Raw genomic sequence first — 26,338 nt, 5'->3', positions numbered from 1 at the left:
TATAAAACAACATATTGCAATCTATTAATTCCGTTTTTTACAACAATTTTCACCAAAAAGTATCATATCATTCCATCCACAATTGTAAGAACAGTTATTCCCGATTGTCAACTAAGGTGAGTGTCATAACTTTAAAAAACAAAATGATTTACTTTTTTTAAAAAATTGCATACAATAATCTAAAGTTTTTTCCTTAAGGAAACTTTTTAGCGTTAGTTTAACTATTTTGTTGGAGGCTAATTTTTATGGGTAGATACAGTATTCCGCTTTCAAAATGCACAAGCGGAGATAATGTTGAAGTTATAGAAATAGCTGTTGAAGGGGTTCTGCGGCGCCGATTGTTAGATTTAGGTTTTGTTAAAGGAGCAAAAGTAGACGTTTTGCAAAAAAGTCCTTTAGGCGATCCAGTTGCGTACCGAGTGAAAGGGACAATAATCGCACTTAGACAAGAGGAGAGTTCGAAAATATTTGTTACTAAATGCGAGGAGAAAAGAAATGACCACATATAAAATTGCTTTAGCTGGAAATCCGAACACAGGAAAAAGCACCCTTTTTAATGCCCTTACAGGGTTAAAACAACATACAGGAAATTGGGCTGGGAAAACAGTTGAAATTGCGAAAGGCTCTTTCAAATTTTTAAATGACAATTACGAAATTATTGATTTGCCCGGCACATACTCGTTATATGCTACTTCTTCCGATGAAGAAGTTGCTAGGGATTTCATCCTTTTTAAAAAGCCGGATGTAACAATTGTTGTGCTAGATGCAACTGCATTGGAAAGAAATTTAAATATTTTATTACAAATTTTAGAAATAACAAATAAAGTCATCGTCTGTATTAATTTAATTGACGAAGCCGAAAGAAAAGGTATTTCGATTAATGATAAAGCATTGGCTGATGAGTTAAAAGTTCCGGTCATAAAAGTTTCTGCAAGAAACAAGCAAGGATTTGATCATTTATTAAATACAATTCATAAATTTGTCCATGGAAAGATCGTTACAAAATTTTATAGCATCAACTATTCTCCCGAATTGGAAATGAAAATCTCTCAAATTGAACCAATGATTAAAAAGATTGTAGGCAATCACCTTCCATCTAGATGGCTTGCAGTCCAACTATTGGATGGCAATAAAGACTTGGTTGAACGGTTAACGTCTCATCTTTCCCACAAACTTAAGGAGGGTCAAAACGATCATGAGGCAAAATTTACATTTACCTTCTGATTCATTGAATCATCTTGCGAATTATGCACAAACATTGGTTCAAGATCAAACGAAAATTCGCGAGGAAATAGTAGAATCCATTTTTAATCAAAGTGCAAGCATTTGTGAGAAAGTAGTGTCTTATAAAGATCCAAATAAATTGAAAACTGAAAAACTTGATGCCATATTCACATCCCCAATTTGGGGCTTCCCTATTATGTTATCCATCTTGGCCGTCGTTTTTTGGATTACTATTGCCGGGGCAAATATTCCTTCCAGTATGCTTGCAGAAGGTTTTTCTTGGTTAGAACTGCAATTAACATCATTGTTTACGGCATTCAATGCACCCGATTGGATGCATGGTATATTCATATTAGGTTTATTTCGAGGCACGGCATGGGTTGTCAGCGTCATGCTCCCGCCGATGGCAATTTTCTTTCCGATGTTTGCTTTGCTTGAAAACTATGGATATTTGCCAAGAGTAGCTTTTAATCTTGACCGACTTTTTAAACAGGTCGGGGCACATGGAAAACAAAGTTTAACGATGGCAATGGGATTTGGCTGTAATGCAGCTGCGATCATGTCGACAAGAATTATCGAATCTCCCCGTGAACGAATGCTTGCCATTTTAACTAATAATTTTGTTCCATGCAACGGCCGATGGCCAACATTAATTTTAATAGCTTCCTTATACATGGCTTCCTCGTTTGTCGGGGGCATGGCAACGTTCATAACAGCACTAACTGTCATTGTCCTTGTTTTGTTCGGAACAACAGTCACTTTATTTGTTTCTTGGATTTTATCAAAAACAATATTGCGTGGCATCCCTTCCCATTACACGCTGGAACTACCACCATATCGTCGTCCTAAAATTTGGAATACTGTCATTCGGGCAAGTCTTGATAAATCTTTTTATGTTTTAAAAAGAGCTGTCATGGTTGCAGCTCCAGCATCAATCATCACTTGGCTCCTAGCCAATATTTATATTGGCGATACCTCCCTTTTAATGTATTTTGTAAATTTCTTAGATCCATTTGGTAATATGCTCGGTTTAGACGGGTTTATTTTGGCAGCATTTATTATCGGATTGCCTGCCAATGAAATTGTAGTTCCGATTTTGTTAATGGGATATTTATCTCAAGGTGCTTTACTGGAAATTGAAAGTTTAGTAGAAATTAAACAAATATTTGCAAGTCAAGGTTGGACTTGGCTGACTGCGTTAAATATGATGTTATTTTCTCTACTTCACTTTCCTTGCGGGACGACACTCGTAAACATTTATCATGAGACAAAAAGTATGAAATGGGCGTTTCTTGCTTTTTTAATTCCAACATCGATCGCTTGTCTAGTAACTTTCCTAACAGCAAGTCTAGCTAGATTTTTCGGTCTTGTTTAAAAATGATTTTTATAAACATCAGGGAAATCTCGCCTTTTCAACAATATGTCTAAAGGAAGGTTTTTTATTGCTGGCTTCGGGTTTGCATATTGCACAATCTTATGGCTGTTCAAAAAATTAATTTGTGCGGCTCGGAACACTGTGATTAACCTGTTGAATCTCCATGATCGGCGCTTCACTTACTTTATATTTCTAATCGAACGGCTGTCTTCAGATATGGCCATTTTCAATCATCAGGGTCATATTTTGTATTTCATTAGGTTTTCTAAATACTTTTTAAACCATTTATTTCAATGGTTAGCGCGAAGTTCTTAAGTTATTTTCCTTGATATAATCATTTTCAATCGTCAATGTCATGTATTTTTTAGTGGGGTTTCCTCTATTTCTTTGTTACCCATTTTCTAATCCAGTGACTGGCGCATAGCTCTGTAGTTAGCTTCCTTCTGAAGATGTCGAGTATATTTCAATTTCGAATCCCGTTCGTTTAAAAAAATTCTTGAATCGGCTGTTTTCAAAAGGTCTGCTCGTTCTACTTTCAGACATATTTGAAAACAGCTTTTTATTGTAAGCGTTTCTTTCTTTTTATATAATTAAAAGTACACTGTAATTTTAAAGGCGGGATTCAACATGCCTACTCCGAGCATGGAAGATTATATTGAACAAATTTATTTATTAATCGATCAAAAAGGTTATGCACGTGTTTCAGATATTGCTGAAAATTTATCTGTTCAGCCATCCTCTGTTACAAAAATGATTCAAAAATTGGATAAAGATAATTATCTAATTTATGAAAAATATAGAGGGATTGTACTTACACCGAAAGGAAAAAAAATTGGAGAACGCCTCGTTTATCGGCATGAATTATTAGAACAATTTTTACAGCTTATCGGTGTGAAAAAGGAAAATATTTATGCAGATGTCGAAGGAATCGAACACCATCTTAGCTGGGATTCCATCGACCGGATCGGTGATCTCGTTCAATTTTTAGAAAAACATAAAGAAACATATGACCTTTTTTTGCAAGAACTTCATGAAAAACAAGAGAAAAAAATATAGATCATTAAATACTTTCATAGTCTTTCGCCTACAACTATGAATGAACATAATTTTTCTTCGTCTTATTTTCAAAAATAAACAAGGAAATCTAGCTTTTATTTGAACTAGATTTCCTTGTTTTATTTTTTATTTCATGTTTTATGAAGGCTGCCTTCTTATTTTTTTAGTTCTTGCAAACGTTCTTCAACTGCCCGGCGTTTTTCAAGATAATCTTGTTCTTTTTTCCGTTCTTCTTCTACGACATGGGCAGGTGCTTTTGCCACGAATTTTTCATTGCTTAATTTTTTCTGAACACGTTCTACTTCACTGTTTAATTTTTCTAATTCTTTTTCAAGGCGGGCAATTTCTTCTTCAATATTAATTAATCCTTCAAGAGGCAAGAACAATTCTGCACCTGTTACAACCGCTGTCATTGCTTTTTCTTCGACATTCATTTCCGTAGCAATTGTTAATTCGCTTGGATTACAAAATCTCATTAAATAATGGCGATTTTTTTCCAAGCTTGCTAATACTTCGTCGTTCTTCGCTTTAATATTGAGTTTAATTGGCTTGCTTAAAGGTGTATTTACTTCAGCACGAATATTGCGGACAGAACGGATGATGTCAACTAACAATTTCATTTCTTCAGATGCAGCTTCGTCTGTTAGTTCTGGACGTACTTCAGGCCATTTTGCGATTGTGATAGATGTTCCTTCATGCGGCAATGCTTGCCATATTTCCTCGGTAATAAACGGCATGAATGGATGTAAAAGTCTCATTGTCTGATCTAAAACATACGCGAGCACAGATCTTGTTGTCTTTTTAGCCGCTTCATCATCACTATATAAAGGCAGTTTCGCCATTTCGATATACCAGTCGCAAAGATCGTCCCAAATGAAGTTATAAAGAACGCGGCCTACCTCGCCAAATTCGTATTTATCAGCCATTTTTGTTACGGTTTCAATTGTTTCATTTAAGCGCGTTAAAATCCATTTATCAGCAACAGATTTTTCTCCGCTTAAATCAAGTTCGTCATAAGTGATGCCGTCCATATTCATAAGTGCAAAACGGGAAGCATTCCAAATTTTATTTGCAAAATTCCAAGTTGACTCTACTTTTTCCCATACGAAGCGCAAGTCTTGACCAGGTGATGTTCCTGTTGCTAAGAAGAAGCGTAAAGAGTCAGCCCCATATTTTTCAATGACGTCCATCGGATCAACGCCGTTGCCTAACGATTTACTCATTTTGCGCCCTTCTGCATCACGAACAAGACCATGGATGAGTACATCTTTAAATGGACGTTTGCCTGTGAATTCGAGCCCTTGGAAAATCATTCTTGATACCCAGAAGAAAATAATATCATAGCCAGTAACTAAACAATCAGTCGGGTAATAGCGTTTATAGTCATCTGCATTTTCATCCGGCCAACCCATTGTTGAAAATGGCCATAATGCTGAACTAAACCAAGTATCAAGCACATCTTCATCTTGCTTCCAATTTTCTGCATCTTGCGGCTCTTCTACGCCAACATATATTTCCCCTGTTTCTTTATGATACCAAGCTGGAATGCGGTGGCCCCACCATAATTGACGTGAAATACACCAGTCACGAATATTTTCTAGCCAGTGCAAGTAAGTTTTTTCAAACCGTTCTGGAACAAAGTTAACCTTTTCTTCCGTTTTTTGCAGTTCAATGGCAGCTTCAGCGAGCGGTTTCATTTTTACAAACCATTGGGTTGAAAGATATGGTTCAACAATCGCGCCGCTTCTTTCTGAGTGGCCAACAGAATGCATATGTTCTTCGATTTTGAACAATACGCCCATATCTTGAAGATCTTTCACGATTTGCTTGCGGCATTCAAATCGGTCTAAACCTTGATATTTGCCGGCATTTTCATTCATTGTTCCGTCTTCATTCATAACTAAAATGCGTTCCAGATTATGACGATTACCAACCTCAAAATCATTCGGGTCATGAGCTGGAGTGATTTTTACAGCACCAGAACCAAATTCCATATCAACATAATCATCTGCAATAATTGGAATTTCACGGCCAACGATCGGCAGTTTTACTTTTTTGCCAATTAAATGTTTGTATCTTTCATCTTCTGGATGAACAGCAACTGCTGTATCGCCCAACATTGTTTCTGGTCGTGTCGTTGCTACTTCAATGTAACCTGTTCCATCTATTAGTGGATAACGCAAATGATAAAAGGCACCTTGCACATCTTTATAAATAACTTCTATGTCAGAAAGAGCTGTTTTCGTTTCTGGATCCCAGTTTATAATATATTCCCCACGATAAATTAAACCTTTTTCATAAAGCTTTACAAATACTTCTCGAACTGCTTTTGAAAGTCCTTCATCCAAAGTGAAGCGTTCACGGCTATAGTCTAGTCCTAAACCAAGCTTCGCCCATTGCTTACGGATAAAGCTGGCATATTCATGTTTCCATTCCCAAGCTTTTTCTAAGAATTTTTCACGGCCAAGGTCGTAGCGTGATTTTCCTTCTTCCCGAAGTTTTGCTTCAACTTTGGCTTGAGTAGCAATTCCAGCATGGTCCATGCCTGGAAGCCATAAAACATCATAACCTTGCATCCGTTTCATTCTGGTTAAAATGTCTTGCAAAGTTGTGTCCCAAGCGTGTCCTAGATGCAGTTTTCCTGTAACGTTTGGCGGTGGAATAACAATCGTATATGGCTGTTTGCCTGTATCTGGTTTTGCTTCAAAAAATTTTCCTTCCAACCACCAATCATAGCGGTTTTTTTCAACTGATTGCGGGTCGTATTTTGTAGGTAAATCGATTGTTTGCTTACTCATTCTTCTTCCTCCTTTTTAAATGATTAACAGAATGGGCGAAAAAATAAAAAAGCTCCTTTCATCCAAAAGGACGAAAGAAGCAATTCTTCGCGGTACCACCTTTTTTCATTGAATGACCGGCTTTGTTTGTAATGGATTGAATTGTTGCAATTCATCGGAAATATATTGGAATTAATAGAAATCACAATAAATGGTATAATATGAAACCATAATTGTCCACACCGATCGTTTCAATGCACTTAACAGATAACGGTCTGTGAGCCGGCTTTTCCTACTTTTTTATAAATAAATATTTTTTCAGAAAAGCTGCTTAAGGGCGACCTTCCTACGCTACATCCTAAGAGATCTCCCAGCCAATTGATCTCTCTCTCTGAAGGGTTCACGAAGTACTCTTCCCCATCATCGCATTTCAAAGCTTTTAGAAATATTTTATTTTGTTATGAAAAGTTAGCAACAAATTTTTATTGCTGCAATCATCGATAAAATCATGTCGAAAGACTTCAATTTATATATTAACTATAAAAAAAGTAAATCGTCAACATTATCGCCAAATTTTTGTAGTTTAAAACGATTTAACGTGAAATTTTCCAAATTTAAACACTGTCCTTTACATCCGAACATATAATAGTATAACAATATTTTGCGTCCTCGCTTATTTTGAAAGGGGGTTCGTTTCATGAGCAGATTTTATCGTTTCCGTCTGCCGCCATGGGCTCGCCATTTCCTTTTAGTGCTTGAGCAAATTTTGCTTCCGCTTGTAATATTTCAAGGGATTCGGACACTTCTCCTACCAACTACACTTGATGTCATTTTACTTTCATTGATGGTATTATTATTAGTTGCTTTTTATTTGGAATGGATATAGATAGAGGGGTCAGGCACCTTTGGTTAGAGGTGCCTGACCCCTCTGCTATACCATCTGGGTACAGGTGCCTGCCCCTCCTCTGGCTCCGTCTCCGGCACCATCTATGGGGCGGTGACAGACCCCTCTCCAGCACCGTCTCCGGTACCGTCTCCTGTCCCTTCTGCAAATATTTCTGCCTCTAACTCACTTTCTATTGATGTTATAAATGAGCTCGCTGCTTGCATTTGCCATAGATAATGTTGCAGTTTTGCTACGGCATCTTTTTCAGATTTTGGCCGAGCCTCTTCGTATTTTTGAATCAATTTGTGAATATTATTAGTTTTGGCTAAGTGATAAAAAAGAAAATACCTTTCATCATCTGTTAATTGGTTGTACCTTGTATATTGTCTATAAAGCGGCAGGGCATCGGAAGATTTTTGTGGATATTTATAAAAGTATTTCCTAAAAAAGTAATAGAGATCATATACGGGTGATGCTGTAAAAGTTCGTTCAAAATTGATAAGATAGCTATTGCCATTGGCATCATAAACGATGTGTGTTGGCGATAAATTCCCATGGCAAATTACTATGCGGCTTTCTTTTTTATCGTTTATATGTGCAAACCATTCTTCAAGATTTTTTAGTGCCTCATCTTCACTTCGCATCAGCTCTTTAAAATATGTGCAAAAAAGAAGTTCAAACGGAGACATGTATATTCTGCTTTCACATTTTTCAATAAAACGTTCATAAGCAAGCTTCCGCTGATCTATATGCATTTTCATCTTTCCGTAATAAGCTTCGTATTGTGGATGATTGATCTTCCCTCGTAATGCCGTAATTGAATGCATTCTGGCAGCTTCCCTCAGCAAATCGGAGAATCGTTGAGCACTATTTATTGAGATTCCACTTTCTACCCAAGGCATTAAATAAAATTGGCTTTGATCGCTGCTAATCACATAGTTACCATCTGTTGTCCTATAAATAGGAACTACATAGCGATACCCTTTTTCATGTAAATTTTGAATAGTATGCAAAAACCGGTTGTGCATATCTTTGGTGAGACTTGCTTTTTTCAATGCAAAAATTCCATGGTGTGAATATATTTTCTGAACTTTTCCACAATCCTCTACAAAATCTGGTTCAATGTTATATTTTATTAACAAATTTTTATAAAGGTTTGTTGATTGCGGTTCAATCATTTGCATCACCCTGCCTGTAATCAAAAAGTTCGAAACTCTTACGCAATGTAACGGCATGTGTTCATCAAATCAACTTTTGCTTCTAGCCCTTTAAAACAATACGTGTAATTTGCACTGTCCTTCTTTTGTATCCCAGCTTATACATATTCACACTCTTTGTGGATAAAAACTATCATTAGAGCTTATCGGGCAATCAATGTTTTAGTCTTTGGGTACGACAACTGTTTGAAGTCAATTCTCCTAAAACTTGCGCCCCATTTTCTCCTAAAAAGGGGAATTAATTGATGCTCCTTTATTTTTTTTGTTGGAAACAATATTCTAGTACACTTGAATGATAAAATTTTCTGTGAGAACGACTTATTTGTAAAAGAGGGGCGAGCAATCTTCCAAAGGGAAAGATTTCTTTTCTCTTAAAAAAAGGCTTCCTCATTGGGAAGCCTCTTTCATCATTTTTCAGCAACTGCATACACAGGAATGTATAGCAATTGACCTTCCTGTAAAACATCATCATCTAATCCATTAATCCGTATTAATTGTGTAGCAGAGACATCATATTCTTTTGCTATTGACCCTAATGTTTCACCATTTTGAACAATTCGTATTTTTAACTTTGCAAATTGTTCTTCTCCCTCAGATGAGAAAAGTTTTGTTAAATAAAGGGCATTTTCCGTTCTCTTAGATTTTTTCTCGGCTTCAGCATCTGTATTTATTTCCTCTGCTTCATCTCTCGATTGTGGAGCAGGTTCAAGTTCACTGGCAGCTGTAACAGGAGGAGATGGCGAATAAAAACTTTTCGCACTCCATTCGTTGTTTTTCTGTTCAGAGCGGCCCTTCATTTCAATAGATGGTGTTAAATGACCATCAGCTTTATTTGCTTTCTCTATTTCTTTTTCACGTACTTCCCCTGTTTCCTCTTCTTTTGCCGCCAATTGTACTGTTTGCTGCTCTTTATTATTAGAACGAGCTTTTTTTGAAAAAGCTACTACATTGCTTTCATCGTTAGATAATACGCTTGGTTCTTTTCGAACTTCTGTTGAAAATGATGGCACCTCATTTTCAATTGTATCGTCGGATTCATCGTTTTCTATTTTTGATATTCGATACAAATTTGCAAACGGTGATACAAACTTATTTTCAGTTTCTCCTTTCGGATCATGATCTAATTTAACAGCTTTTTCTTCTTTTAATGGTAAATTTTCCAATGGATTTTCACCTTGGTTTTGGAAAAGTTTCTCCTTTTCTTCATCTTGATTTGAAAGACGATCTACAATTTTCCTTCTTGTTGAAACTTGTTGCTCGTTAGCTTCATCCTGCGAAGGTTCACTAGCGTTTCTAACTAGAATTTCTTCCTCATTTTGTTGAACAATTTGACTAATCTTTTCATCAGATGAATTTTTTTGAGATTCGATTGGTCTTTCTTCCACTAGTTGTTGATTCACTATCTGTTCACTGCGTTCCTCTTGAAGTGATGGCACTTGCTCTATTTCAGTTAATTGTTGATCTTCCCTGGTTTCACTTATAGCCTCAACTGCTTCCTGCTTTTCCTTTTTCACTTCCCGGTCATTAATTATGCCACCGATGCAAAGGTCAGCTTTCAATTGTAATTTTCCTCGTTCAGGAATTTCATAGTCAAAAGATTCAATAAGAATATAGACATCCTCTAAACTCTGAATCCGATTTGTAGGAATTGTAATATCAATCGGAAAATTGTGTTTCATTCGATAAATGCCGTCCTCTGCTTCAGTGACTTCATCTATTGTTCTGTAAAATGAAGTTTCGCGAAAGCCGGAATCTTCTTGATCATTGCCATCTGCCACGTGTGGACGGTACTCACCACTTAGCACTAACGCTCCTTTAATAGAAATGTAATCTTCATGTTCATGAACCGAAATTTCCGGATCTAAAGACATTCCTAATAAATCTAGTACTTCCTGTCCTTTTTTAAAACATACTGATTCTTCTATTGAAAATCGTATAGAAGATGTTTGATTGGTCGTCAATGAATTTCTCCCCCTTCTTATTTAGAGGCTAGTTATAATACAACTTCACCTTTCGTACAAAAAATTTACTAGTCATTACAGGTTTATGAGAGGGAGCTTGATATTATGCCGAAAATTTTAATTTGTTAGCTTCTATTAAATTGAAACTAGACTATTTCATTTTGTTTAAAATCAATTCTAAAAGACAGTATTGAGCTTCACCGATATTTTTTTAAATAAAAAACCCTTTGCCAATCAGCCGTTTATAGACTGAGAAGCAAAGGGTTCCAAAACCAATTTAAGGTGAGATCACTTAATTCACCATCATAATTGCGTTCGGCCACCTAAAAAGTAATCATTTCTTTATATTAGATTTTCAACTTTGCAAACGATTCTTCGGCAGCAGCGATTGTTTTTTCAATATCTTCATCTGTATGTGCTGTTGATAAGAAATACGCTTCAAATTGGGAAGGCGGCAAGAAGATGCCTTGTTCAATCATTTCCCTGTAATATTTTGCAAAAAGATCTAAATCGGAAGTTTTTGCTGTTTCAAAATTGATTACTTTTTCATTTGTAAAGAAGAAACCTAGCATTGAGCCAATGCTGTCACAATAATGTGGAATATCATATTTTTCAGCAGCACGCTTCAATCCTTCTAATAAGCGGGCCGCTTTTTTCTCAAATTCTGCATATGTATCTGGTGTTAAACGTGATAATGTTTCATATCCAGCAGTCATTGCTAATGGATTTCCAGACAAAGTTCCCGCTTGGTAAATCGGACCGGCTGGTGCAATTTGGTTCATAATTTCTGCTTTACCACCATAAGCACCTACAGGAAGACCGCCACCGATCACTTTTCCTAAACAAGTTAAATCAGGTGTGATTCCGAAAGCACCTTGGGCACAATTGTAACCAACGCGGAATCCAGTCATTACTTCATCAAAAATTAACAATGCACCGTATTCAGTTGTTAACTCACGTAAGCCTTCCAAAAATCCTGGCAACGGTTTAACGAAGCCCATATTGCCGGCAACGGGCTCAACGATAACAGCTGCAATATCCTTTCCGTATTGTTCAAAAGCATAACGAACACCATCAAGGTCATTATAAGGAACGGTAATCGTATTTTTTGCAATTGATTCTGGAACTCCAGGACTATCCGGCAATCCTAACGTAGCTACCCCAGAACCTGCTTTAATTAACAATGAATCGCCATGGCCATGATAGCAACCCTCAAATTTAACAATTAAATTACGACCAGTAAATCCGCGAGCTAAGCGAAGGGCACTCATTGTTGCTTCCGTACCAGAGTTTACCATACGCACAACTTCAATTGAAGGTACACGCTCGATCACAAGCTGCGCCAATTTTGTCTCTAACTCAGTAGGAGCACCAAAGCTCGTGCCGTTTTCCGCAGCTTTTTTCAGCGCTTCTACAATTTCTTCATGAGCATGGCCAAGAATTAATGGACCCCATGATAAGACGTAGTCAATATATTCATTGCCGTCAATATCATATAATTTTGATCCTTTGCCTCGCTCCATGAAAATAGGATCCATTTTTACTGATTTAAAAGCACGGACTGGACTGTTAACGCCTCCTGGCATGACATTGACAGCTTCTTTATAAGCTGCTTTTGATTTTTCAAAACTTCTCATACTCCATCACTCCTTTTATCAGGTTAAACAGCTGAAACAAATGAAAATATAAAACCTATACCGAATAACTGATGCCGCATTTTTGGATAAAATAAATACATTTTCAATGGTCTCTATGCACAACCAATAATTTCAAAATATTAACCTCATACAGTTAATGATTCTTTTCTTTCTAGTCTATTTTTCTTCATCCAACCATTTAGCTACATCTTTCGCAAAATATGTAATGATTAGATCCGCGCCTGCTCGCTTCATGCCTGTTAATAATTCGAGTACAATTTTCTTTTCATCAATCCAGCCATTTTGGGCAGCGGCTTTTACCATCGAATATTCTCCGCTTACATTATAAGCGACCAAAGGCAAAGTATATCGCTCTTTCAACTCCCGAATAATATCTAAATAAGCAAGGGCTGGTTTTACCATTAGAAAATCCGCGCCTTCTTCTAAATCAGACTGAGCTTCACGAAATGCTTCCAAACGGTTGGCTGGATCCATTTGATATGTTTTCCGGTCGCCAAATTGCGGCGCACTTCCAGCAGCATCTCGGAACGGGCCATAAAAAGCAGAAGCATATTTTACAGAATAAGACATGATCGGAATATGTTCAAAACCTGCCTCATCCAAACCTTTTCGAATCGCGGCTACGAAACCATCCATCATATTAGATGGGGCAATAATATCTGCTCCTGCTTTCGCTTGGCTAAGTGCGGTTTCCACCAATAATTTCAAGGATGGGTCGTTTAAAATTTGACCATTTTCAACAACCCCGCAATGTCCGTGTTCAGTGAACTCACATAAACATGTATCAGCAATCACAATAAGATCAGGAAATTTTTTTTTTACTTGTCGAATTGCTTTTTGGACAATTCCATGATCATGATAAGCTCCAGAACCTACATCATCTTTTTCTGCCGGAACGCCGAATAAAATAATTGACGGAATTCCTAAATCAACAACTGATTGCACTTCTTCATCAAGAAGGTCAAGGGAAAGTTGATAAACACCAGGCATTGATGGGACTTCATTTTTAATTTTACTACCTTCAATAACAAAAATTGGATAAATAAGATCTTCTTTTCGAACGAAAGTCTCTCTTACCATAGACCGAATGCGTTCATTTGCACGTAAGCGGCGGTGGCGCTTAAACTGTAAATCATTCATCAATATTCCTCCCGTTTTCATCTCCATCATCGAATGAACGAACAATCGCCTCTAAAAGACCATCAATCGTATATTCTTTCGCAACAATATCAACTTTTAAGCCTGATTCAAGGGCAGTTTGTTCTGTAATCGGACCGATACAAGCGATTTTAATATTTTTTAGCAAAGCTTCTATATCAGCACCTTTTAAAAGTGAACAAAAATTTGTGACTGTACTTGAACTTGTAAACGCAATCAAATCACAAGAACGCAGCTTTAATATTTCTAACAGTTCCGCCCTTGCTTCCATATTCACAACCGTTTCATAAACTACGAGATCATTGACCCGAGCACCAGCTTCTTTTAGTTTTTCCGGCAATAAAGACCTTGCAAGATTTCCCCTTGCCAATAAAACATTATCTCCTTTTTTTACTTGCAAAAGCATTTTCTTCAATAAATCTTCAGCCACAAATTCATCGGGTATGAGATCTACTTTGACTCCTTTTTTTTCCAAAGCCTCAAGCGTTTTTTTGCCGACAACAGCAATCTTTGGTTTTTCTTGTGTATTTTTTATAGGAATGTCAAACTGCTCAAGAAACTGAAAGAAATAATGAACACCATTGACGCTTGTAAAAACGAGCCAATCATATGTATGCAAATTTATTAACGTTTTTTCTATTTGATCGGTATTGGACGGAGCTTCGATTTTTATTAACGGTATTTCAATAGGGACACCGCCTAAGGATTGAATTTTTTTAGAAAACGATGAAGCTTGCTCTTTCGCACGGGTAACTAAAATTCGCTTCCCTTTTAAGAGCCTTTCAGAAGCAAGCATTATAAATCATTCTCCTCTTTAACTTCTTTAATAATATCTTTAGCACCATTTTCTATCATGCGTCTTGCCGCTTCTTCACCTACAGCTATTGCATCGGTTCCTGTTACAATTTCTTTCAATATTTTTTTACCGTCAGGAGAAGCAACTAAAGCAACAAGCTTAATTTGTCCATCCGGCGTTACTTCAGCAAAGCCAGCAATTGGAATTTGACAGCCGCCTTCCATTTTATGAAGGAAAGTTCGTTCTGCTTCGACTGCTTTTGAAGTATTCTCATCCTCTAATTTTTTCAATAGGGAAAGTAACTCTCCATCATCTTCGCGGCATTCGATTGCCAACGCACCTTGGCCAACGGCTGGGACGCTAATATCAACATCCAAATATTCTGTCACTGTCTCTTCAGTCCATCCCATGCGCATTAGACCTGCTGCTGCTAAAATAATTGCATCATAACCTTCATTTGGATCTTGAAGCTTAGAAAGCCGTGTATCAATATTCCCGCGGATCCACTTAATTTCTAAGTCAGGACGATAGGCTAAAAGTTGTGCACTCCTTCTTAAACTGCTTGTCCCAACGACAGCGCCAGGAGGCAAATCTTTTAATTTCACATGACCTTTTGAAATTAAAACATCGCGATGGTCTTTTCGAACAGGAACACAGCCAATGGTTAATCCTTCAGGTAAAATAGCAGGCATATCTTTCATGCTATGTACGGCCATATCAATTTCTTTATTGAGCATCGCTTGTTCAATTTCTTTGACGAAAAGCCCTTTCCCGCCGACCTTTGAAAGGGTTACATCAAGAATTTTGTCACCTTTTGTTACGATCTTTTTTACTTCAAATTCATAGGGCAACCCTAGACTTTTCATTTGGTCAATAAACCAATTCGTCTGTGTTAAGGCCAATTTACTTTGCCTCGAACCAACGATAATTTTTCGCATGATGTACGAAACCTCCATCTCAAGTGTCTTCATATTTCGAATATTTTTGCATCAATAATTGTGATACATATATTAACCATACCAAAAGTGAAAACCAGATAAACTTCCTAATAGGAAAAAGTTAATTAGTAAAATTAAAAAAGCAGCGAGATTCCATAGCACGATTGCTTTTCCTTGAATTCCTTTTGCAACCCGCAAATACAAATAAATACTATATGTAATTAGGACAATAAATGATCCTATTATTTTCACATCATACCATTTAAAATCTTCGAGTGAAATGTAAGCCCAATTGACACCTAAAATTAGGGAAATTAACAGCATTGGCACACCACTCATATTAAATGTATAGGAAAGGCGGTCAAGTTTTGACAAATCTTCTAAGCGCCATAACTGCTTATTCCACTTTTTTCTTTTGATCATATGATACTGGAGCATATACATCATGGAAAAAATGGCAGATAACGTAAAAGCTCCATAAGAAATAATGGCTATTGTAATGTGTATGATTAATAGCTCAGATATTAATTTTTCTGCCAATACGTCAGATTTATATTCAACCGAGGCAAATAAATGAAGTGCCATGATTATAAACCCTAACACATTTGTAAAAAAGACAATTAAATCAATACGGAAAACTTTATTAATGATGAGTGAAAAAGAAACTAGCACCCAAGTATAAAAATAAAGGCCCTCAGCCATCGTTAATATCGGGAAGCGGCCCATTTCAAACATGCGTGAAACTAAAAAAATAGATTGCAAAATCCATACAATAGCAAGCAACCAGAAGGCGATTTTGTTTGCCTTCCGGTTGTTTTGTAAAAAATCTATAAAATAGCCTAAGACGCTGCAAGCATATAGGATAATCGTTATATCATAAATCCATCCGTAAATAAAGGTTTGCATACCTTTAAATCCTCTCTAGGATTACTCTTTTCAATTTCTTAGACATTTTTTATGGAGTAAGCCCATTGTTTTTCTTGTTCGATGGGCACGGTTGCTTTTTCAAGCTCCCGTTCCGCTTTTCGTTCTGCTTCAACGTCTTCCTCAATACCAAAGATTCTCATAAACAGCTTCAATGACTCTTCTGCATTTGGTTCTACTGCTATTTCCTTAGCAATATTAATTGGTTCACGCAATAGCTGATTAATAATACTCTTTGTATGTTTATTTAGTAATCTTTTTTCCCGATCTGTTAAATTCGGCATTTTTCTTTCGATGCTATTCATTGTCTCGGCTTGAATGGCAAGGGCACGTTTGCGAAGCGCTGAAATAATCGGCACAACACCTAATGTCGCAAGCCAGACCTGAAATTCAGCCATTTGCACTTCAATCATTTGCTCAATTTTGAGCGCTGCTTTTTTACGTTCCGCAAGGTTCGCATCAACAACACCTTGCAAATCATCTATATCATATAAAAATACGCTATCAAGCTCATCAAGCTTTGGATCTAAATCTCTAGGGACTGCTATATCGACCATAAACAATGGGCGGCCTTTGCGCTGTTTTTCGACACTAGCCATCATTTGTTTTGTGATGACATAGCCTTTTGAACCAGTAGAGCTTATTAATATATCAGCATCTATTAATGCTTGGCTTAACTGATCCATGGAGAATGCTTGACCTTTAAAACGGTTCGCTAATTCAACCGCTTTTTCATATGTTCGATTAATAACGGTAATATGAACAGCTCCAGAACCGTGCAAGTTTTTGGCAGCTAATTCGCCCATTTTACCGGCTCCAACAATTACAACACGCTTGTTTTCGAGCGTCCCGAAAATCTTTTTCGCCAGCTCTACAGCAGCATAGCTGACAGAAACGGCGTTTTCTCCGATTTCTGTTTCATGATGCGCTTTTTTAGCTAATGTAATTGCTTGTTTGAACAATTCGTTGAAAATGGTGCCTGTTGTTTTCGCTGATTGGGCAAGAAGGAAGCTATCCCGTACTTGTCCAAGTATTTGCGTTTCTCCTAATACCATTGAATCTAATCCACAGGTCACGCGAAACAAATGTTCGATTGCTTCTTCATCTTCAACAATCGTGACATATGGAGCAAATTCCTCTATCTCGCAATTAAACCATTTTGCTAAAAATGCCATAATATAATAACGGCCGGTATGAATTTGCTCAACGACCGCATATATTTCCGTACGATTGCACGTTGAGATAATAACATTTTCAAGGACGCTTTTTTGCTGGCGAAGCTGTTTGTGCGCTTCTTCTAGCATCCCTGCATCAAATGTTAATTTTTCTCTGACTTCCACTGGGGCCGTTTTATAATTTAAGCCTACTTTAAGAACGTGCATTACATTTCCACCCCGTCAAAATTAATCAATCGACACCACTGTTATTTCATGTCGAAAAAATTTCAATACCTTTATGATAACATAAATATTTCTTTTTTTTCGATAAAAATTTGAACAGTATTTGAAAAACGTATGGTATGATGAACCTGTTGGCCGTATAAAATTACTGCCAACTAAGATTGTCTATCTAAAAAACATCTTAACAAATATAAATGTGGATAATCAAGGGGAGAGGCTGTGTACATGAAGAAGCAAAGTTTTTTTCTAGGTATTTTCCTCATTGGTTTAGGGGGCTATTTTTTATTAAAAAAATTAAACTTCCCATTTTTGGATACGGTTTTAACATGGCCAACATTTTTAATACTTCTTGGCATTGCTTTTATCTTTCAATCTATTTTCTCACCAGATAAACAAAGCATTTTTCCAGGGGTTATTTTGACAGGGCTAGGAATCCATTTTCACGGACAAGCACTCTTTCAATTTTGGCCAGACCATTGGGCAATTTATACTCTTATTATTAGCATAGCTTATTTTGTACATCATTACAAAATGAAAAAGGGATTTGGTTCCGGCATCTTATTACTCCTTATTTCAATTATTGGATTATTTTATGACAGTATGTTCGGATGGATCAGTTATTTCCGTGAGGCAATTGGTTTCATCGGAAACTTTTGGCCAATTTTATTAATAGTTGTTGGGGTTTATATTTTGTTTAAAAAATAAGTCTTGATTTGGCGAATCTTTAGGACTGAAAAGTTTTTCTAATTCCATCTTCCTCCACTACGATTTGCCTCCCCCAACCCACCAAATCCCAAAACTTAACTTTTCAACCTTCCAATTCAACGATTAAATCTCCCATTTATTCGAACCGAAATTTCCAACGGATCAAAGTCGATTCACTCAACTGCCCCGTGTATGATTTTGCGAATTCTAATTTGTCTTTAAACAAATAGTTCCTTCTCATTCCTACTTTAGCCGCCAAAATGGTTGTGACATTACTTTAAATCTCATGAAAAAAGCAGATGACGGAAATTTTCACTTTCCATCACCTGCTTTTAAAAATCCTTATTTGACAACATCGGTAGCATCAGAATACATATACTGTTGAATAGCTGCCCATGCATCATCTTTTCCTCTACCAGTCTCGGAAGAAAAGATAATCAGTGGGTCGTTTGGGTCTAGTTGCAACGAATCTTTTATAATTTTCACATGTTTATCCCATTTCCCTCTAGGGATTTTATCTGCTTTCGTTGCGATAATAATGACCGGGATTTCATAGTGTTTACAAAAGTTGTACATTAATTTATCATCTTCCGTTGGCTGATGGCGGATATCAACGATTTCAATGACAGCTCGAAGATTTTTACTTGTCGTTAAATAAGTTTCAATCATTTTTCCCCAAGCTTCTCGTTCTTTTTTTGAAACTTTCGCAAATCCATAGCCCGGCACATCCACAAAATAAAATTGGTCATTGATGTTAAAAAAATTCAACGTTTGCGTTTTTCCCGGTTTTGATGATGTTCTTGCCAAGTTTTTGCGGTTTAACATTTTATTTATAAAAGATGATTTTCCAACATTCGAACGACCTGCCAAAGCAAAGTGCGGCAATTGATCGTTCGGATATTGTTCAGGCTTGACAGCACTGACAACAATCTCTGCTTTTGTTATTTTCATTTTTCCTCTCCTGTTAAAGCATGTTTTAACACTTCGTCTAAATGCTCCACGGGTATAAATGTAAGATCATTTCTAACGCTTTCCGGAATATCCTCTAAGTCTTTTTCATTTTCTTTCGGTATGATGACGATTTTTAAACCAGCACGATGGGCCGCAAGCGATTTTTCTTTTAAACCACCAATCGGCAACACCCGTCCGCGCAAAGTAATTTCACCCGTCATACCGACTTCTTTACGGACAGCCCGCCCAGTTAATGCTGAAACAAGTGCTGTTGCCATTGTAATCCCGGCTGACGGTCCGTCTTTTGGAATCGCTCCTTCTGGAACATGAATATGAATATCGTTTTTCTCATGAAATTCCGAATCGATGTTTAATTCAGCTGCTCTTGAACGGATGTAGCTAAATGCAGCTTGAGCAGATTCTTTCATAACTTCTCCAAGTTTTCCAGTAAGCGTTAATTTCCCTTTACCTGGAACAACTGAAACTTCTATAGAAAGAGTGTCGCCACCTGCTGTTGTATAAGCAAGGCCTGTGGCAGCTCCAATTTGATCTTGTAATTCCGCTTGACCGTAACGGAATTTCGGTTTGCCAAGAAACTCTTCCAAACTTTTTTCAGTGATAATGATTCTCTTCCGGTCCTCCATCACAATTAACTTGGCTGCTTTTCTGCAAAGGTTGGAAATTTGACGCTCCAAGCCGCGGACGCCAGCTTCACGAGTATAAGTACGAATTAGCTTCAATAATGCTTCATCGCGAATTTGCAGCCTTCCTTTTTCCAAACCGTGTGCCTTCAATTGTTTCGGCAATAAATGATCTTTTGCAATATGAAGTTTTTCAACCTCAGTATAACCTGGAATTGAAATAACTTCCATCCGGTCTAAAAGCGGCCCAGGTATCGTTGCAATACTGTTGGCTGTCGCAATAAACATAACTTTTGAAAGATCATAAGTTTCTTCAATATAATGGTCGCTAAATGTTGAATTTTGCTCTGGATCAAGTACTTCAAGCAGCGCTGCTGAAGGATCGCCCCGGAAGTCGCTCGACATTTTATCAATTTCATCAAGCAAAAATACCGGATTGATTGTGCCTGCTTTTTTCATTCCTTGAATAATACGCCCTGGCATCGCACCTACATACGTACGGCGATGACCGCGAATTTCCGCTTCATCCCGTACACCACCAAGCGATATGCGTACAAAATTGCGGCCAAGTGCTTTCGAAATTGAGCGTGCCAACGAAGTTTTTCCGACGCCAGGAGGCCCCACTAAACAAAGAATTGGACCTTTCAATGATTTGGTCAACTTTTGGACAGCCAAGTATTCCAACACACGCTCTTTCACTTTTTCCAAACCGTAATGGTCAGCATCTAATACTTTCTGAGCGTTTTTAATATCTAGATTATCTGTTGTTTCTTCATGCCATGGTAAAGATAAGAGCCAATCAATATAATTGCGGATGACAGAACTTTCCGCTGATGTTGCCGGTACTTTTTCGTAACGGTCCACTTCTTTTAATGCAGTTTCTTTGACCCGCTCCGGCATGTTAGCTTTTTCAATTTTTTCTTTAAAAGTTTCGACTTCCCCGAATTTTCCTTCTTTTTCGCCTAATTCTTTTTGAATGGCTTTCATTTGTTCACGAAGATAAAATTCTTTTTGCGTCCGTTCGATGGAGCGTTTCACCCGCTGGCCGATTTTCTTTTCAAGATTCAAAATTTCTTTTTCATTATTAATAAACTGGATCATCTTCTCAAGACGCTCTTTCACATCGAACGTTTCTAATATTTCTTGTTTCTCTTTTATTTTTAAAGAAAGGTGTGAAGCAATGATATCAGCTAGTCTTCCTGGATTTTCGATATCGGTCACGGATGCAAATGTTTCCGCTGTAATTTTCTTTGATAATTTTATGTATTGTTCAAAGTGGTTTAATAACATCCGCATTAATGCTCTTTCTTCAGTATTTGCTTCCTCTTTGTCTTCCTTTATTTCAATTCTTACTAAAAATGTTTCTTCATTTTCCATATATTGAAGGATTTTTGCTCTACTAATTCCTTCAACAAGTACACGGATCGTCCCGTTCGGAAGCTTTAACATTTGTTTTACTTTCGAAAGAGTCCCAACTTCAAAAATATCTTCTTCAGAAGGATCATTAATTCCTACTTCCTTTTGAGTGGCAAGACATATATAATGATCATCCACCATAGCCTTTTCAAGTGCATGTACCGATTTTTCTCGCCCAACATCTAAATGAAGAACCATTGTTGGATAAACGAGAAGACCACGCAACGGTAGGAGGGGAACGGTCATTTCTTTATTATTTGTCATTTTCTTTACCTCCAACATGTGAAACTTGCACTATACAGTCTTTGTACAATTCTATCTTATTTAAAACATAATTGTCTATTGATATATGATGAAATAAAGAAAAAGGTGAACATTGTAAATCAATTATAAAATAATGGACGGCCGTAGACAAAATGTCACGGCCTTCAATTTCATTTTATTATGGATGGTCAGTATTGGAAACAAATTTTATTACTTTAGCCTTAAAAAACAATTCAATTAAATCATTGATGGAGGTGGACTAATTTCACTTGTTGAAGCAGGGATCGCTTCATTAAAGCGGTTTTCATCATTTTCATTTTTAAATAAATTAGGAAAGACTTCCGCAAATACTTCATTGATATGAGTAACAGGTACAATTTGAATACCTTCAATTTCTTCAAGAATTGATTGATAATTTTCTTTTGGAATGAAGACTTTTTCAACTCCTGCTTTTTTGGCTGCCCTTACTTTGGCAACAACCCCTCCAACCGGCTTCACATTACCATGAATGCTAATTTCTCCAGTAAATGCAACTTTATTATCAACCGGTAGTTTATGAATCGCTGAAAAAATAGCTGTTGCCATTGCTACACCTGCCGAAGGGCCATCAACAGGAGCTCCACCTGGAAAATTGACATGAATATCGTAATCAGCTGCTTTTACTCCCATCGAACGTAAAATTGTTATAACATTCTCAATTGAACCTTTCGCCATACTCTTGCGTCTAATTGATTTTCCTTGACCACCAATGCTTTCTTCTTCAACAATGCCGGTAATATTAATCGTACCCTTTTCTTGTGCCGGCATGACTGAAACTTCGATTTCAAGCAAAGCACCTAGATTCGGTCCAAAAACAGCAAGACCATTTACTAAACCAACCTTTGGCGCGTCATGAATTTTCTTTTCATATCTCGGTGATAGCTGACTTGAATGGATGACCCATTCAATTTCCCTTTCTGTAATTTCTTTTTTATTTTCCGAAATTGCAAGACCGGCAGCAATTTGCATTAAATTAACAGCTTCCCGTCCATTTTTTGCATACTTCGCCACTATATCGATCGCTCTTTCTGAAACTTCTAAACGAATTTTCTTAGCAGCATTTCGGGCGACAATCGCAATTTCTTCAGGATCTAACTCGCGAAAGAACACTTCCAAACAACGCGAACGAATGGCTGGAGGAATTTCTTCCGGCATCCTTGTCGTTGCACCAATTAAACGAAAATCAGCTGGAAGCCCATTTTGAAAAATATCATGAATATGGGCAGGAATTTGCGGATTTTCCGAATTATAATAGGCGCTCTCAAAAAACACTTTCCGGTCTTCAAGCACCTTTAACAGCTTGTTCATTTGAATTGGATGCAGCTCCCCTATCTCATCAATAAACAATATCCCCCCATGGGCGTTTGTAACAGCCCCTTGTTTTGGCTGAGGAATTCCAGCCTGTCCCATTGCTCCCGCTCCTTGGTAGATCGGATCATGAACCGAACCAATGAGTGGATCAGCAATTCCTCTTTCATCAAAACGAGCTGTTGTAGCATCCAATTCAATAAAAACCGCATCTTGTCTAAATGGTGTATGTTTCTGTTTTTTTGCTTCCTCTAACACTAGTCTTGCCGCTGCTGTTTTTCCAACGCCTGGCGGTCCATAAATGATCACATGCTGTGGATTTGGACCACAAATCGCCGCCCGTAAGGCTCTAATTCCATCTTCTTGACCGATGACATCATTAAAAGAAGTCGGCCGTACCTTTTCTGCGAGTGGTTCCGTTAATGAAATCGCACGTAGTTTTTGTAATTCATCCATTTCTTTTCGCGATTCTCTATCTATTGATATTTTCTGAGTTCGTTGATTCCGCAGCAAATTCCAAAAATATAAGCCGATCACAATTCCGAAAAAAAGTTGTACGAACAAGGCAATTGATGTCCAATCCATAGCTTCTTTTACCTCCTGCACTAAAAATATGTATTTCGATACTTTATTGCTAGTATTCCCCGTGCAGTCGGTCCAATAAACAAAAAAGATTGCCTTTATGAAGGCAATCCTTTTGTACATCTTTTTATTTTTAGTTTTATGCACTTTCCCGTGGCGTTTCTTTCAATGCTGAAAATTCAACGACTTTTCCGTTTTTCAAATGAAGTTTAGCTCCTTCTTCTTTTCGAACAGTTGCCGCAGTAATTGTACACTTCGCAATATCATCCCTTGAAGGAAGATCGTACATAACGTCCAACATAATTCCTTCAATAATAGAACGAAGCCCGCGTGCTCCTGTTTTACGTTCAATTGCTTGCTTAGCAATTTCTTTTAAAGCTTCTTCTTCAAATTCAAGTTCCACATTATCTAATTCTAACATTTTTTGATATTGCTTAACTAATGCGTTTTTAGGTTTTGTTAAAATTTCAACAAGCGCATCTTCATCCAATTGCTCTAATGTGGCAATTACAGGCAAGCGCCCAATAAATTCTGGAATTAATCCAAAACGGAGCAAGTCTTCCGGTAAAACTTTTGAAAGTAGATTTTTTTCCGGCAACTCTTCTTTTGTAAAGTCCGTGCCAAAACCTATCACTTTTTTCCCTAAACGTCTTTTAATGATTTGTTCAATACCATCAAACGCACCACCGCATATAAATAAAATATTCGTTGTATCAATTTGGATGAATTCCTGGTGCGGATGTTTACGTCCACCTTGTGGCGGTACGCTTGCCACTGTTCCTTCTAATATTTTTAACAGTGCTTGTTGTACACCTTCCCCTGATACATCACGGGTGATTGATGGATTTTCTGATTTACGGGCAATTTTATCAATTTCATCAATATAAATGATGCCTTTTTCAGCTTTTTCAACATCATAGTCAGCTGCTTGAATTAATTTAAGCAAAATATTTTCTACATCCTCACCAACATAACCTGCTTCAGTTAATGAAGTTGCATCTGCAATGGCAAATGGTACGTTTAAAATTCTTGCCATTGTTTGTGCAAGAAGTGTTTTCCCGCTTCCTGTCGGTCCAATCAACACGATATTACTTTTGGAAAGCTCAACGTCATCAATTTTGCTATGGGTATTGATGCGCTTGTAGTGATTGTAGACCGCCACTGATAACGCTTTTTTCGCTTCCTCTTGTCCAATGACATAATCATTTAGAATTTCACAAATTTCTTTTGGCTTTGGAACATCTTTAAACTCAACTTCTTCCTCTGTACCAAGCTCTTCTTCTACAATTTCTGTACAAAGTTCAATGCACTCATCACATATATAAACACCAGGACCAGCTACCAACTTTCGGACTTGATCCTGTGTTTTACCACAGAACGAACATTTTAACTGTCCTTTTTCATCATTAAATTTAAACATATACTCACCCCTAGATATATTTCATAAAGCTCCATCTGCGCTTGTATTAATTTCGGACATTTTTCATCTTTATGTATTGAGATTTTAACATATGTTCATGGAAAACTGTTAATAATAAACCTTACGAAAATTATGTATCGTTTCTCCTATATATATGTACCGCATTTCATTTTCTGAACTACAAGTTTTTCCATCACTCCTCCTTTGCTTTCAATATTATTATATCCAATTTTTAGACCCATTACTATGTCAGTGATAAATATTAAAATATTGTAAAACAAGGCACGATAAAATCGCGCCTTGTTTTAATACTTTCCTATATATTATGAAATTACTTTGCTATTTTCAACTAGGAAATTAACCGCTTTTTTAAGTTTCAAATCATCACGGAAAAGATCGTTCTTTTCGTAAACTTCCTTAACATTTTCTACAGATGTTTTATAAGCTTCTGCAATTTTTTCGTATTCAGCATTAAGCTCTTCTTCTGTTACATCAATATTTTCTGCTGCAACGATTGCTTCTAATACGAGTGTTGTTTTTACACGTTTTTCAGCTTCTTCTTGCATTTGTTCACGAAGAGCTTCTTCGTCTTGACCTGTGAATTTGTAATATAATTCCAAATTCATTCCTTGCCATTGAAGACGTTGCTCGAATTCCTTCAACATGCGATTTACTTCATTTTTAATCATCACTTGTGGAATGTCAACTGTTGCATTTTCTACGGCTTTTTCAATAACAGCATCTTCTTTTGCATGCATCGCTTGATGTTCTTTTTCATTTTTAATTTTTTCACGAAGTTTCTCTTTTAATGCATCTAAAGTTTCAACTTCATCGTCGACATCTTTTGCAAACTCGTCATCAAGTTCTGGAAGTTGTTTATATTTAATTTCATGAACTTTTACTTGGAAAACAGCTGGTTTTCCTGCTAACTCAGGTGCATGATATTCCTCTGGGAATGTAACTTGAATTTCTTTTTCTTCACCGGCTTTCACGCCAACTAATTGATCTTCAAATCCTGGGATAAATGTACCTGAACCAATTACCAAGCTGTAATTTTGTGCTTCTCCGCCTTCAAAAGCTTCGCCATCAACGAAACCTTTAAAATCGATCACAACAGTGTCTCCATTTTCAACGACACCATCTTCTTTTACAACTAATTCTGCATTTCTTTCTTGTAATCTTTTTAATTCTTCTTCAACATCTTCGTCGGTAACAGTCGTATCTTGTTCTTTTACTTCAATACCTTTATATTCGCCAAGTTGTACTTCAGGCTTTACTGTTACAGTTGCAGTAAAAATCATTGATTTTCCTTTTTCCATTTGCTTAATGTCAATTTCAGGGTAATCAACCGGCTCAATACCAGTTTCTTCAACAGCTTTGCTATAAGCATCTGGAAGCATTACATCTAAAGCATCTTGGTATAATGCTTCTACACCAAAACGTTGTTCGAATAGCTTGCGAGGAACTTTTCCTTTACGAAATCCTGGCACTGAAACTTTATTAACTACTTTTTTAAAAGCAGCATCTAAAGCTTTGTCTACTGTTTCGACATCTACTTCAACAGTTAAGACCCCTTGATTATTTTCTAATTTTTCCCATTTTGCAGACATACTTCTATTTCCCTCCACATATATTAATTCAC

20 protein-coding genes and 1 other annotated feature are annotated in these 26,338 nt (G+C 37.0%); of the genes, 6 read left to right on the top strand and 14 right to left on the bottom strand.

The genetic code is table 11. The features are described 5' to 3' along the window. Positions 1-245: 245 nt before the first annotated feature. The 4 genes from HR057_RS07390 (at position 246) to mntR (ending at position 3,655) form a co-directional block, all read left to right on the top strand. Positions 246-509 (top strand): FeoA family protein, encoded by a 264-nt coding sequence (locus HR057_RS07390; RefSeq protein ID WP_173730800.1) that lies wholly within the window; start codon positions 246-248, stop codon positions 507-509. Further along, positions 496-1,224 (top strand): FeoB small GTPase domain-containing protein, encoded by a 729-nt coding sequence (locus HR057_RS07385; RefSeq protein ID WP_173730799.1) that lies wholly within the window; start codon positions 496-498, stop codon positions 1,222-1,224. The genes HR057_RS07390 and HR057_RS07385 overlap by 14 nt, the downstream gene beginning before the upstream one ends. Beyond that, a complete protein-coding gene (locus HR057_RS07380; protein ID WP_173730798.1) occupies positions 1,196-2,599 on the top strand; it encodes a ferrous iron transporter B in 1,404 nt (467 codons plus the stop codon). Before HR057_RS07385 ends, HR057_RS07380 begins: the two co-directional genes overlap by 29 nt. A 627-nt stretch (positions 2,600-3,226) precedes the next feature. Next, a complete protein-coding gene (mntR, locus tag HR057_RS07375; RefSeq protein WP_173730797.1) occupies positions 3,227-3,655 on the top strand; it encodes a transcriptional regulator MntR in 429 nt (142 codons plus the stop codon). A gap of 155 nt (positions 3,656-3,810) precedes the next feature. Here mntR and HR057_RS07370 read toward each other — a convergent pair whose 3' ends face one another. Then, positions 3,811-6,453 carry a valine--tRNA ligase gene (locus HR057_RS07370; RefSeq protein ID WP_173730796.1) on the bottom strand — a complete coding sequence of 881 codons (2,643 nt, stop codon included), beginning with the start codon at positions 6,451-6,453 and terminating at the stop codon, positions 3,811-3,813. A gap of 63 nt (positions 6,454-6,516) precedes the next feature. Continuing rightward, positions 6,517-6,865: a binding site (T-box leader), on the bottom strand. 264 nt (positions 6,866-7,129) lie between these two features. Here HR057_RS07370 and HR057_RS07365 point away from each other — a divergent pair. Then, positions 7,130-7,318 carry a hypothetical protein gene (locus tag HR057_RS07365; RefSeq protein WP_173730795.1) on the top strand — a complete coding sequence of 63 codons (189 nt, stop codon included), beginning with the start codon at positions 7,130-7,132 and terminating at the stop codon, positions 7,316-7,318. A gap of 101 nt (positions 7,319-7,419) precedes the next feature. Here the strand turns inward: HR057_RS07365 and ysxE are convergent, their stop codons facing one another. The 8 genes from ysxE to hemA form a co-directional block, all read right to left on the bottom strand. Beyond that, positions 7,420-8,496, bottom strand: a complete 1,077-nt coding sequence (gene ysxE / locus HR057_RS07360) for a spore coat protein YsxE (RefSeq protein WP_173730794.1) — start codon at positions 8,494-8,496, stop codon at positions 7,420-7,422. 446 nt (positions 8,497-8,942) lie between these two features. Further along, on the bottom strand, positions 8,943-10,496 hold the full coding sequence (gene spoVID, locus HR057_RS07355) for a stage VI sporulation protein D (RefSeq protein ID WP_173730793.1): 1,554 nt from the start codon (positions 10,494-10,496) through the stop codon (positions 8,943-8,945). Between the two features lie 347 nt (positions 10,497-10,843). Then, positions 10,844-12,133: a glutamate-1-semialdehyde 2,1-aminomutase gene (gene hemL, locus HR057_RS07350; RefSeq protein ID WP_173730792.1), complete on the bottom strand. Its 1,290-nt coding sequence runs from the start codon at positions 12,131-12,133 to the stop codon at positions 10,844-10,846. A gap of 177 nt (positions 12,134-12,310) precedes the next feature. Next, on the bottom strand, positions 12,311-13,294 hold the full coding sequence (gene hemB / locus HR057_RS07345) for a porphobilinogen synthase (RefSeq protein WP_173730791.1): 984 nt from the start codon (positions 13,292-13,294) through the stop codon (positions 12,311-12,313). After that, complete coding sequence (locus HR057_RS07340; RefSeq protein WP_173730790.1) at positions 13,287-14,108, bottom strand: uroporphyrinogen-III synthase; 822 nt, start codon at positions 14,106-14,108, stop codon at positions 13,287-13,289. The genes hemB and HR057_RS07340 overlap by 8 nt, the downstream gene beginning before the upstream one ends. Continuing rightward, entirely contained in the window at positions 14,108-15,046 is a 939-nt protein-coding gene (hemC, locus tag HR057_RS07335) for a hydroxymethylbilane synthase (protein WP_173730789.1), read from the bottom strand. The genes HR057_RS07340 and hemC overlap by 1 nt, the downstream gene beginning before the upstream one ends. Positions 15,047-15,118: 72 nt before the next feature. Continuing rightward, positions 15,119-15,952: a cytochrome c biogenesis protein gene (locus tag HR057_RS07330; RefSeq protein WP_173730788.1), complete on the bottom strand. Its 834-nt coding sequence runs from the start codon at positions 15,950-15,952 to the stop codon at positions 15,119-15,121. 38 nt (positions 15,953-15,990) lie between these two features. Further along, entirely contained in the window at positions 15,991-17,352 is a 1,362-nt protein-coding gene (gene hemA / locus HR057_RS07325) for a glutamyl-tRNA reductase (RefSeq protein WP_173730787.1), read from the bottom strand. Positions 17,353-17,595: 243 nt separating this feature from the next. Here hemA and HR057_RS07320 point away from each other — a divergent pair, with 243 nt between their 5' ends. Further along, complete coding sequence (locus HR057_RS07320; RefSeq protein ID WP_173730786.1) at positions 17,596-18,075, top strand: LiaI-LiaF-like domain-containing protein; 480 nt, start codon at positions 17,596-17,598, stop codon at positions 18,073-18,075. A gap of 342 nt (positions 18,076-18,417) precedes the next feature. Here the strand turns inward: HR057_RS07320 and yihA are convergent, their stop codons facing one another. The 5 genes from yihA to tig all read right to left on the bottom strand — a co-directional run bounded on the left by yihA (position 18,418) and on the right by tig (position 26,306). Beyond that, complete coding sequence (gene yihA, locus HR057_RS07315; protein WP_173730785.1) at positions 18,418-19,026, bottom strand: ribosome biogenesis GTP-binding protein YihA/YsxC; 609 nt, start codon at positions 19,024-19,026, stop codon at positions 18,418-18,420. Then, positions 19,023-21,347: an endopeptidase La gene (lon, locus tag HR057_RS07310; RefSeq protein ID WP_173730784.1), complete on the bottom strand. Its 2,325-nt coding sequence runs from the start codon at positions 21,345-21,347 to the stop codon at positions 19,023-19,025. The genes yihA and lon overlap by 4 nt, the downstream gene beginning before the upstream one ends. Before the next feature lie 237 nt (positions 21,348-21,584). Next, positions 21,585-23,279: an ATP-dependent protease LonB gene (gene lonB, locus HR057_RS07305; protein WP_173730783.1), complete on the bottom strand. Its 1,695-nt coding sequence runs from the start codon at positions 23,277-23,279 to the stop codon at positions 21,585-21,587. 136 nt (positions 23,280-23,415) lie between these two features. Then, complete coding sequence (gene clpX, locus HR057_RS07300; RefSeq protein WP_173730782.1) at positions 23,416-24,696, bottom strand: ATP-dependent protease ATP-binding subunit ClpX; 1,281 nt, start codon at positions 24,694-24,696, stop codon at positions 23,416-23,418. Between the two features lie 323 nt (positions 24,697-25,019). Next, positions 25,020-26,306: a trigger factor gene (gene tig / locus HR057_RS07295; RefSeq protein ID WP_173730781.1), complete on the bottom strand. Its 1,287-nt coding sequence runs from the start codon at positions 26,304-26,306 to the stop codon at positions 25,020-25,022. Positions 26,307-26,338 lie beyond the last annotated feature (32 nt).

It is taken from the genome of Calidifontibacillus erzurumensis (assembly GCF_013303125.1).
Classification (GTDB): Bacteria; Bacillota; Bacilli; order Bacillales; family Bacillaceae_J; genus Calidifontibacillus; species Calidifontibacillus erzurumensis.
Note: the sequence above shows the minus strand (reverse complement) of the source record. Positions and strands in the feature narration are given on the sequence as shown.